General features: G+C 52.8%; 11 protein-coding genes. All 11 read right to left on the bottom strand.

The window, feature by feature from the left end:
• Window positions 1–70: 70 nt before the first annotated feature.
• The gene (locus tag RSSM_RS08170) at window positions 71–583 is read right to left on the bottom strand and encodes a DUF6714 family protein (RefSeq protein WP_008676508.1); all 513 of its coding nucleotides are present in this window, start codon (window positions 581–583) and stop codon (window positions 71–73) included.
• Window positions 584–699: 116 nt separating this feature from the next.
• On the bottom strand, window positions 700–1,164 hold the full coding sequence (locus tag RSSM_RS08175; RefSeq protein WP_044301779.1) for a hypothetical protein: 465 nt from the start codon (window positions 1,162–1,164) through the stop codon (window positions 700–702).
• Window positions 1,165–1,334: 170 nt separating this feature from the next.
• Complete coding sequence (locus RSSM_RS08180; RefSeq protein WP_044301781.1) at window positions 1,335–1,682, bottom strand: hypothetical protein; 348 nt, start codon at window positions 1,680–1,682, stop codon at window positions 1,335–1,337.
• 118 nt (window positions 1,683–1,800) lie between these two features.
• Window positions 1,801–2,229 carry a hypothetical protein gene (locus tag RSSM_RS08185; protein ID WP_144059651.1) on the bottom strand — a complete coding sequence of 143 codons (429 nt, stop codon included), beginning with the start codon at window positions 2,227–2,229 and terminating at the stop codon, window positions 1,801–1,803.
• A gap of 1,623 nt (window positions 2,230–3,852) precedes the next feature.
• A complete protein-coding gene (locus tag RSSM_RS08205) occupies window positions 3,853–4,413 on the bottom strand; it encodes a hypothetical protein (protein ID WP_044301792.1) in 561 nt (186 codons plus the stop codon).
• Between the two features lie 636 nt (window positions 4,414–5,049).
• Window positions 5,050–5,724, bottom strand: coding sequence for a hypothetical protein (locus RSSM_RS08215; protein WP_044301796.1), 675 nt, complete (start codon window positions 5,722–5,724; stop codon window positions 5,050–5,052).
• A gap of 99 nt (window positions 5,725–5,823) precedes the next feature.
• On the bottom strand, window positions 5,824–6,600 hold the full coding sequence (locus RSSM_RS08220; protein ID WP_173401844.1) for an SIMPL domain-containing protein: 777 nt from the start codon (window positions 6,598–6,600) through the stop codon (window positions 5,824–5,826).
• A gap of 702 nt (window positions 6,601–7,302) precedes the next feature.
• Window positions 7,303–7,815: an SMI1/KNR4 family protein gene (locus tag RSSM_RS08230; protein ID WP_160168114.1), complete on the bottom strand. Its 513-nt coding sequence runs from the start codon at window positions 7,813–7,815 to the stop codon at window positions 7,303–7,305.
• Between the two features lie 131 nt (window positions 7,816–7,946).
• Window positions 7,947–8,447 (bottom strand): SMI1/KNR4 family protein, encoded by a 501-nt coding sequence (locus RSSM_RS08235; RefSeq protein WP_044301799.1) that lies wholly within the window; start codon window positions 8,445–8,447, stop codon window positions 7,947–7,949.
• Between the two features lie 92 nt (window positions 8,448–8,539).
• Window positions 8,540–8,959 (bottom strand): hypothetical protein, encoded by a 420-nt coding sequence (locus RSSM_RS08240; RefSeq protein WP_044301801.1) that lies wholly within the window; start codon window positions 8,957–8,959, stop codon window positions 8,540–8,542.
• A gap of 159 nt (window positions 8,960–9,118) precedes the next feature.
• The gene (locus RSSM_RS08245) at window positions 9,119–9,571 is read right to left on the bottom strand and encodes a hypothetical protein (RefSeq protein ID WP_008676531.1); all 453 of its coding nucleotides are present in this window, start codon (window positions 9,569–9,571) and stop codon (window positions 9,119–9,121) included.
• Window positions 9,572–9,766 lie beyond the last annotated feature (195 nt).

A 9,766-nucleotide genomic window follows, 5' to 3' on the forward strand; every position in this document is an offset into this window, starting at 1 on the left:
AACGACCGCGACAACCGAGTCGCGGCGATTGATTTTCCATTGTCAAAAACGACGACTCCGCGACTTCGGTTCATCGCTTGGTTCGTCGGCCATTGGGTGCGGGTTCGAGCTCCCGAATACGTTTGAGAATCTTCAGCGGGTCGTCACGCCCGAATTCCCGAGGGGCATTGAACGCGGCAAATTTGCAGAACCGAACGAACGCAGCACGTTGATTTGTATCGTACAGCGTCGTGAACGGAATGTCTTCTTGTTTCTTTGCGTGAACGAAGCCAGCCAAATCGAAGATGAACGCCTCATACATCAAGCCATCGCGCATCCCGGCAGTCAGTACAGCGCGCATGATCGCGGGGGAGTAAAACCTCTTGCCGTATGAATTCATGAAGAATATGGCGTCGTTCCGAGAATATAGATCGTCAAACGGAACCCGTCGCCAATCGATTCTCTCGGCGTTTTCGGAGAGTGCTAGTTCGCGTTGGTCAAAGCCGTAGTCCGATTGGAATGCCGCCTCGTAGAGCGTTGTGCCATCACCCAGCGTGACGCCAGCGAATGCGTGTTCGATGTATCCAATCAGCCAATCTCGCAAACGATTCTCTCAGTCCGACGAACGTCCCGGATCAGCGGGGACCGGGAGTTGAGCATCCATTCGTAAAAACTGACCACCGGTCCTCCGTTGCATCCGATGGTTCCCCGGAAATGCGTTCAGTCACCCGCAATCTGCCGGTTAAAAATCAAGTCACCTTCCAGCCCCAGATATTCCAAAGTGCGTCCGTTCATCCGCACCTGAAACACTCTCTCACTCGACTCATCAACAGTGTCGTCGATCAATACATACCCGTCATCAGTGCGTTTGTAGGTGAAGTATCGCCACGACGATCGAAACGGAATCTCCAGTCGCCCACCGACGAACGCCGCCCGGTCGTTTGGGTCGGCGCCGGACGTATTCCCATACGCGAATCCCGGAAAATGCGTCCGCGCCAAAACTCCAACCAGCTGTTGCGACGATGCCAACGATGAAGGCACAGGACATGAAATCAGCGCCTCTGCGGCGCGCTCTTGGTCTGCCAATGCAAGAGGCGCTGAAGAGTTTTTGTAATCATCATAGCTCTCGAAGGATTCTTGCAGTTGGAAAGACTGGCCGTTGTATTCGATTGTGGGTTTGTCCATGTTGCGGCTGGAATGTGAGCACGAAACAATCGCAACCAACGAAAACAGGACGAAAGATCGCGACATTACAACTCGGGGAACGGCACGCATCAGCGGGCCGGGAAGGTTGATGATCCATTCGTGAAAACTCGCAAGCCCGGCTCCGTTGCATGCGATGGTTCTGTCGCTTCTTACACGCCCCGTGACGCGGCTTTGTCTTTTTTAACTCGAAGGTCCAATGTATGCAAATATTGTTGTTCTTGCGATTGCCACATCATCGGTGTGAAGAAAAAGTGCAATAGAAACGGTAAGCCGATCATGCACGGAATCACAACGTCCGGCAACATCAAGCGAACCCATAGCGGTGTAAATTCGGTGTATTTGACAACAGCAAGAACCAAGATTCCGACGGCCGCGACAATTGTATTGATTACGAAGCACTTTCGGCGAAAGTAACGGATGCCACGTGCGCGAACGTCCGTCCATTCGTTGAACTCACTGTCGGTCATTGGCCGCAATTGGGTGTCAGATTCGGACATCAATTAGTCGACAGAACGTCCGCGATGACCGAGTCGCGGCAATGTAGTATCCGTGTCAAAACGCCTTACCCGCGACTTCGGTCCATCGCCTGGTTCGTCGCTCGTCAGATTGCGTCGGTTAGTCGTACAGCACGAGGGTGACGTCTCCATCAATTGCTCCATTGTACATGCCACGAGGCAACGTCGCATCACTGATCCAGAGTTGCGATAAATGTGACAGATCCGTCACCGCCGTCAGTGAATCGTTTGTAACGCGCGAATCATCAAGAATGTGAATCCGTGTGACTCTGTCAAACCAAGGAATGTTGTATCGTCGCATCGGCGACTCTAGAAACGCAGGCCCCATCCATTCGTAGTAGCCGATGACATGTGGCCCTAAAGAAGTGAAGACCGGATCGTCGACATGAGAGAAATAGTGTGTCGGTCCCAATTGTGAAACAGCATCGCGGTCGCGCTCATAGTTGTAACGCACGTAGACAGTCGTGATCGCCAGCATCAGCGGAATAATCAATAGAGTGCGTAGTGAATACTGTCGAAAGCGGCGCAAAGGAATGCCTCAGTCAGTCGACGAACGCTAGACATCACCGGGTGGCGGCGAACGACTTGCAAGAAAACGAAAAAGCTAACCACCGCCACTCCGGTGCATGTCCTGGTTATCCGCCGTATGCTTCGCAACATCGCTATGCCCGATGGAATACAGAGAAGAGTCTCGGGCAATTTTGAACGAATCATACATGCGGGATCATCGCTCGCGAATCTTGTCAATCTCCGAGAGACGCGCGGAGATCGGCCCAAGGACTGGATCATCGTCAAGTCCACACGGGTCGATATCGTGATCGAGGAAAACGCGAAGTAGGTCCGCCTTTAGGTCGATGCTATGCGACGGATCCAAATCGTGTTTGTCGATACATTGAAGAATGTCGAAGTAAATGGAAAGGCCAGTTCTCCAGCTCATGTCAGTCTCAGTTGTTGCGTAAAAAGGACAGGCAAGTTCGTTTTGGCGGAATGGGGTGGTTTAGGCGATGGCAATTGATGATCGCATTTCAGTCGGATAACGTTACGGTTTACCGGGCACGGACGGTTGATTTGCCACTTGAAAAACGCCCGCAAGCCGTGCTCCGGTACAACCGATGGTTCGCCGCCTCTTGTCGCACACGCATCCGAGCAAAGATCATCCGTGGAACAATCCAAGATCATACAGCCCGTAGAGGATGAAAACAACGAAGGCGGTAACGCCAAGCCAAAAGCGAATGCGGTCCGAGCTACGCGCGGCAAATATCGCAGTCACGCCAATCGCGACAACGCCGAGCGCCCATAAGCCAAACGTCGCTGTAAACCGACGAAGCGATTGCAGAGTAATTCCGTTGTGGCTCGTGTCGGAGCGAGATGTTTGACGTGGAGTTATGCGATCAGTCGTCATGTCCCGTAAATTGCGGGGAGTCAAGCGAAAGCGGAGCAATGGAGTACGCTATCGATTTCTGCCGGCGAACGCCCGGCGTCACCGGGCGGGGAGAGTAAAGTTGTCCATTTCAAATCCGGCCGCAAGCCCCGCTCCGTGTGCACGCCATGGTTATCCGATTCTATTTGGTCGGCCAATGACGTTTGAACAGCTTTAGAATATATGTGTCATTGCAGTCAGCAGGAATCCAACCAGTCGGCGGTGGGTCGTTGATAGCCATGTCGCGGACGATTGCCTCGGCTATCTCTGACACGCCCGCAGACGGAGCGAATTGAACCATGTGACTATACCATGAACCGATCTTAACGGTCGGCCTAACTGTCCCCTCGGTCGTCCAGCCGGACGGAAACTCTTGAAGTATCTTCCGATAAAGCAGGTCGATAGCAGTGTCGCGCAAACAGTCATTTGCGAGTGCATGTCGATAGACTTGCATCACCAATCCGCGAGCCGTGCACCTGTTGCCGATCTGGCGGGAAATCGCATTTAGTGAAGCGTCTGGATGACGTGCGAGCAATCGCGTTGCGTTTGCGTTTGCCTTTCGGAGCGCGTCTTGCGTCGAAGCGAGGAGAGCAGCATCGAAGTCACCGGGTGTGTTGATGTCGTTCAACAAGATGGCTCTTTAGTCGGATAACGGCTACGATAACCGAGTGGCGGGATTAGATTTTCCATCCCAAAAACCGCCCGACTCCGCCGCTTCGGTTCATCGTTTTGTTATCCCGCGTCTTTGTTCCAAGGGATCTCGCATTTCAGTATTTCACGGCGTTGTCTTGTCGTGTCGGTGCCGCCAACCTGAACCTGCAACCATCCATCGAGGGAGTGGTCAATTTCGAGCACGGTTGCGTTATCAGTCGCCGTTAAGCCACCGGTTGGCCAATCAATCTTACGCTCTGCCACAGCCCATTTGGATGGGCCGATCTTCGCAATGCGGTCAGGTCGCTCTGGCTTAAAATCATTTGAATACACTCCAAATGACGATTGTTTAAGTAGATCTTTACGGTCGGTGAACCAAATAATCACGTGATGTTTATGGCGAAAAATTGCGCAGTAGAAGTATTCAGATTCACTTGAATGCAACAGAGACCAATTCTGATTATTGAAGACATTCAGCCAAGAATCGAAGCCTAGAGATTTGGTGTCAGCCAAACTCTTTCCAATCTCCAAAGATTCGACGTCAACGGATATTTCGGTGTGGGAGAATTCCCGGTCTTGCCCACAAACGAAATTGTTGAAGATCAGGAGTGAAAAGAATGTTGAGAGTATAATTATTTTCATTTCAAATTTCGAAATAATGAGTAGCGACTGCACAAGCGGGATAACGGCCGCGATAACCGAGTCGCGGCGATTGATTTTCCATTGTCAAAAACGGCAACTCCGCGACTTCGGTTCATCGCATGGTTCGCCGCTCTTATGTGCCGGATTCTATTGCGAACGCATCACCGCCAATAGCGATCGAGCATACGCGAAATCACTCCTGGTGGGTTTAGTGCGTCTTCGTACCTCGGCCACAGTGAACGGAAAGATAGGCGATCCGTTTCTCTCTGACAGTATAGATCAAACCCACCGGAAAAGCAGTGCTCAACAATGGTCTGTGTCCGCACATGTCGGACAGCAAAAAGGACTTCGTTCCAAAGGCTCGGATTGTGAAGTGCCGCATCCGACTCATCATTAGTTGGACGCAAGGTGTAGTTACACCAAAACATGTCGCTCCACGAAGGGTCCGTGAGTTCGGCGAGGACTGCTCCGTCAACCTCGATGACGTAGAGCGGACCAGGTTTCAGTTCAGGCCACATTGGACTACTTCAGTCGGCGAACGTATTGCGTAACCGGGAACGCGCGGAAAAGTTTTTAACGGCCAAATCGCTTAGCTCGCGTTCTCCGGTTCACGCGATGGTTGTCCGCCCGCTTGGACTACTTAGGTTCGAGCCAGATCGCAAGGCCATGAGTCAGCCCGAAGTCGAAATCAGTGTCACCGTTCGGAAGTACCGCCATCGGACGTTTAGAGAATAGCATAAATGGCTGGGAAGGATCAAATGTGGCTTGCGACGCTCTTCCGGCGATGTCAACCTGTTGGGATGGGTGCTCCTGGGTCCAGGCCAAGTGATCGGAGGGAAAAACGATAGACGCGCCAGCCATTTGGTCGTCCGAGTTACCAATTCGTGATGAAACCGAAAGCGAGTAGTTTCCGTCGGCAAGTTCTGTGAGGCGAGCAGTGACAAGAACCTCGTTGTCACGTTCCCAGTATCGTGCATTTGAAATGCCTGAACTGCCAGCTCGGTCGGGTATCTTTCCGTACGGTATCCTTTCAGACGCCACGTGCCACATGTATTTGTGCCCCTTGGGCACGAACATACGCCAACGCCATACGTTCGATTCGCCAGATTCAACGGCAATAACATTGACGAGGCTGTTGTCTTCAATGTTGAGGCGACCCGTTTCATCTCGAAGCTTTGCAACGGTCATTTCGGCCTCGCGCAAGCGGCGCGAAACATTCCAGTGGTACACGGCAACGGTAACGACGGTGGTTGCGATCAGGAATGAACGCAGCGAGTATCTAAAACGGCTAGGCTTGCGATCAGCGTTCATTCAAGGTCGTCAACTTCAGTCGGATAACGGTAGACATCACGGGGGACGGACGAAAGACTCTCCACTTCGAAAACCGCGCAAGCCGTCCTCCCGTGCATGTCATGGTTCTGCGTTTTTCGCGGGTAGCATCTCAAACTTAATTGTCACGTCAGCTGAAATGGAAACTTGACCAGGCGTATTGAGTTTCAGGGACTCTGCACTGGCGTCATCACGTTGCACAACAAAAGTGTACTTATTGCCGTGAAGTGAGTTCACAGTTTTGTTGCCCGTTTGAGCCGCATCTGCAACCGCAAAAAAGTCAGCAGCAGCTTCGTTGTACTCAATGTGCTCCTCGATCTGCAGTGCCGGCCCAAGCTTCATGCCAGTAAGTTCCGTCAGGTGTTCAGCCTTTTCTTTCGCATGTGTTACCGCCAACCGCCTCGCCTCAAACTGATGCTTTCGCTGACTGCTAACGCGAAATTGCATGCGTGAGACATTTGTAAGTCCCTTATCGAAAGCGTCAGCCAAAAGTACTTCGATCTTGTCGAAGTCCGTCAGCCGAACCAAGATTGATCGCGAATAGTTGTACGCAATCGGTGTTTCTTGGCGTTCTCCATACTCTCCGTAGTACGGTGTAACTTCTAGGTCGTCCAGCTTTATGTCGGCTTTGGGGACTTTGTGGTCGCTGAGCCGCTGTAGCAGGGAACGTGAAACGGAGTCACTCTTTCGTTTGGCATCCAATAGCTTCTTCTCGCGCGTGCGAACATTAAGTTCAAGCACTACTTCGTCAGGGATCACATTTACTTCGCCAGTCGCAGTGACCGTTATGAATCGCTGCTCGTCAGCGGGCAGAAGTGTGCACCCTACGCAGCAGAGGAGAAATGCCAGCAATCTCATGTGAGCTCCAGAAAGTGTGCGTTACCTAATTCGCAGAACGCCAGCGTTCTGCGGGTCGGGGGTAAAGATTCTGAATCGCACCAATCCAGGCCGCAAGCCCGACTCCGTAGCAACGCATTGTTATCCGGCGGCCTTGTAGTTGTTGGCAAACTCAATCAGTCCATCCAGTGACGGGTTGTCACTGCCGGATTGGATATAATCCAGGAAAACGTCCGGCGCAATTTTGATATCCACGGTTCTGTGCCTTCCGTCAACTATTTCGTGAAGGTTGGTTTGTGCGGATGGTTGAATCTCAATCTGGCCCGGCTCCAAAACGATAAGCTCATCATTGGGGTCATTAAGTCGCCGCAGCGATATGTTGCACGTTTGGGAAGAAACTCCGTGGCTCCGTTGAAAAACGACGAAGTCCAAACGGTCAAGTTTGGGGTTGGTTTTATGCCGGCGAATTCCGTATTCCACGCCTGCAATTCCGTTTTCGCATTTGAGCCCCCGTCCACCCAACACTCGCTGATGGTATGGATCGTAACTATCTGATAGCGAAGTAAAGGATAGAGCAACCAGAGTGGTTACTCCGAGCAAGAAAAAGATGCTGAATCTTGGTCTCATCTAGTAGCCGGATAACGTCCGGCGTCACCGGGCGGGGAGAGTAAAGTTGTCCATTTCAAATCCGGCCGCAAACCCCGCTCCGTGTGCACGCCATGGTTATCCGCCATTTTGCCATCCACGTGCTGTCAGGTAGTTTGACCAATCACTGTCATCAAGGCCACCACCGAAATATCCCGAGTACCTCTCACCGCAGCATACGCTTTCAATCAGTTCGTGGAATGTATCGCACACGGGAACAGGGTTGTCTGGAGGCGGATCACTTCCGACGGAGGCGACGCCGCCGGAACGACCAATCAGCAGACCATCGCCAGCAGCGTCATGGCCAACAGCGATCCAATCATCAGGTCCGTAGGGATCGACGTAGTAGCCGCGACCTGACATTGGAAAATCGTGTCCATCGGCGGTGCCATAAAACACGAACGTTTCGAGCACCACGCCATCGGTATTGCGGAGGAACTCTAGGTAATCATTGGGTATCCACGGGTGCTTCGTTGACAACCGTCGAAGGTTGTCCGCGGTTGCGGGAGGATAGTCCGAGAACCAGCACGCCTGAAATTCTCGCGACATATCGGAGCGTGTTTGCAGATGACGAAGTCTTGGGTAAAGCATCGAAATTAGCCAGGTGCAAATTGCCTTAGGAACGCCACATTCAGTCGGATAACGTCACGGATCACGCGGTCGGCGCGAAAGATCTACCACTTCAAGAACCACGACTCGCCGACTCGTCGTGCATCCAATTGTTATCCGGTCAGTTCAAGTCGATCATTCAGCATTCGGTCGTACAGATCGCGACGGAAGTCAAGCATCGATTCATGGACAACCTCATGTGATTCGTCACCCTCGTGGTCAAACCAAATCACCTGTCCCGGTGTGAAGCCGTGCCCATCGCTGACAACATAGCACAGATGGTCGCCACCGCCGTTATCCAAAAAGGGAAGCCAAGCGGCCTGCCAGTGCTCGGACGGCCAACCTTCGGCCGGGGCCATGTCCGTGAGCATAGTGTGGGTCTCCATGGACTCGCGCAACGTCATGAACGTCAGGTTTAAGAGCAGTTCGGTAAAGTCGCCGGGTTGCTGACCATTGTGCCATCGGTAGAGATCGGCGAACTCCTTGGGCAGTATGCACCCGTACGCAGTGGCCGCTGCGGTCAGCTCGGCTTCAGTAGCTGGGGGCTGAAGTACCCGGTGGTAATCGGGCCGGTTTGCCACAAGCCAATGGTCGAGTTGTTGATATGAAGCCATGATTAAATCGGATAACGGCAGCCGTCACCGGGCGGCGAGAGTAGAACTAACCATCAGAAAACGCGCTGCCGCCGCTCCGGTGCACGGCATGGTTATCCGCCGTCGTGAAGTTCAGTGGCAAATGGTCGGAGCAAGCAGGTAATTGAAACGCCGCCAATGGCAATCGTGGGAACGATGGCAAACCAGGTAGTAGTGTATCCGAACCCGTGGCTCCACGTCAGCCATGTGCCGAGCAGGCATTGTGCCAAGCAAGTAGCAGTCGCAATAACGCGCGAAAACGACAGAGAACGCAGAATACAGATAATGAGTACAGCAAGCAGAAGAGTGATCGGCAAATAGAAGTAGCCGTAGAAGCGGTCGCCAGGTGTGGATGAGAGAAGCAGAACGGGGATGACAGCGTACGCGATAGTGGTAGCAATCAGGCTGACGACCAGCCAGCGTGGCGACGTCAGACCAACCCTCGGTACAGGCTCGGCATCGTTGATTGATGATGGTGCTTCGTAGGGATTCATGCGTTCGCACGTCACAATCGCGAAAGCTGTACCGGGCGCACCCAGTCGGATAACGGCGGGGTTCACCGGGTCGGGAGTGTTGATTCACCACCTGGAAAATGCCCGCAAGCCCGACTCCGTGTGCAACCCATGGTTCTGCTTCGCTTTGGACGACGTGGTCTACGGCGCATCATCAACTATCAACTGCACAACGTCAAATCTACGCATTCTGAATTTCAGCTTCCAGTATCCATTGCCAACGCAGCCGATCGCTGGATAGGCCAACGCTTGAGGCGTGAAGTCGGTCAAGCATGTCGCGATATAGACGGACGAGTCCACCGTGTCATCGAAGCAAGCGTGTTCGAGTTCAAACGTTGAAATCCATTCTGCGAACGCAAGGGAGTTGCGCCTTACGAAGCTCAACGCTGCCATTTCGATCCGGCGTGGTTGAGCGATGATGTCGAGTATCGTCTTAGCCGCCTGGAAAACGGGACGTTCAATATCGCCCACGATCGAGAATTCCAATGGAAGCTGAGCGAAATCTGTTGGTGTCCATTCGATCGGCGTGCCGCTGCGGTTACACGAAAAAAGTTCGCCGAACGGTTTAGCGTTGCATCGAATTCGAGCAGTCATCTGTTAGCAGAACGTTACGGTTCAGCGGGTGGCGGGAGTTGATTTACCATTGCCAGAACGCCCACCACCGCCACTCCGTTGCAACCGATGGTTATCGGAAATCGAGCGGGGTTGAACGAGCAGTATCTTGATGCCAAGACGCCGGAGAACACATTGAGATTCGATCGACCGCGCATCAATCACGAACACATCGTC

It is taken from the genome of Aporhodopirellula sallentina SM41, assembly GCF_000346505.1.
Taxonomy (GTDB): Bacteria; Planctomycetota; Planctomycetia; order Pirellulales; family Pirellulaceae; genus Rhodopirellula; species Rhodopirellula sallentina.

Bases quoted from the DNA above. Each gene is read 5' to 3' on its own strand.
- RSSM_RS08245 (WP_008676531.1), bottom strand. From the start codon at position 9,571: ATGACTGCTCGAATTCGATGCAACGCTAAACCGTTCGGCGAACTTTTT.
- RSSM_RS08235 (WP_044301799.1), bottom strand. From the start codon at position 8,447: ATGGCTTCATATCAACAACTCGACCATTGGCTTGTGGCAAACCGGCCC.
- RSSM_RS08230 (WP_160168114.1), bottom strand. From the start codon at position 7,815: ATGCTTTACCCAAGACTTCGTCATCTGCAAACACGCTCCGATATGTCG.
- RSSM_RS08205 (WP_044301792.1), bottom strand. From the start codon at position 4,413: ATGAAAATAATTATACTCTCAACATTCTTTTCACTCCTGATCTTCAAC.
- RSSM_RS08215 (WP_044301796.1), bottom strand. From the start codon at position 5,724: ATGAACGCTGATCGCAAGCCTAGCCGTTTTAGATACTCGCTGCGTTCA.
- RSSM_RS08220 (WP_173401844.1), bottom strand. From the start codon at position 6,600: ATGAGATTGCTGGCATTTCTCCTCTGCTGCGTAGGGTGCACACTTCTG.
- RSSM_RS08240 (WP_044301801.1), bottom strand. From the start codon at position 8,959: ATGAATCCCTACGAAGCACCATCATCAATCAACGATGCCGAGCCTGTA.
- RSSM_RS08180 (WP_044301781.1), bottom strand. From the start codon at position 1,682: ATGTCCGAATCTGACACCCAATTGCGGCCAATGACCGACAGTGAGTTC.
- RSSM_RS08175 (WP_044301779.1), bottom strand. From the start codon at position 1,164: ATGGACAAACCCACAATCGAATACAACGGCCAGTCTTTCCAACTGCAA.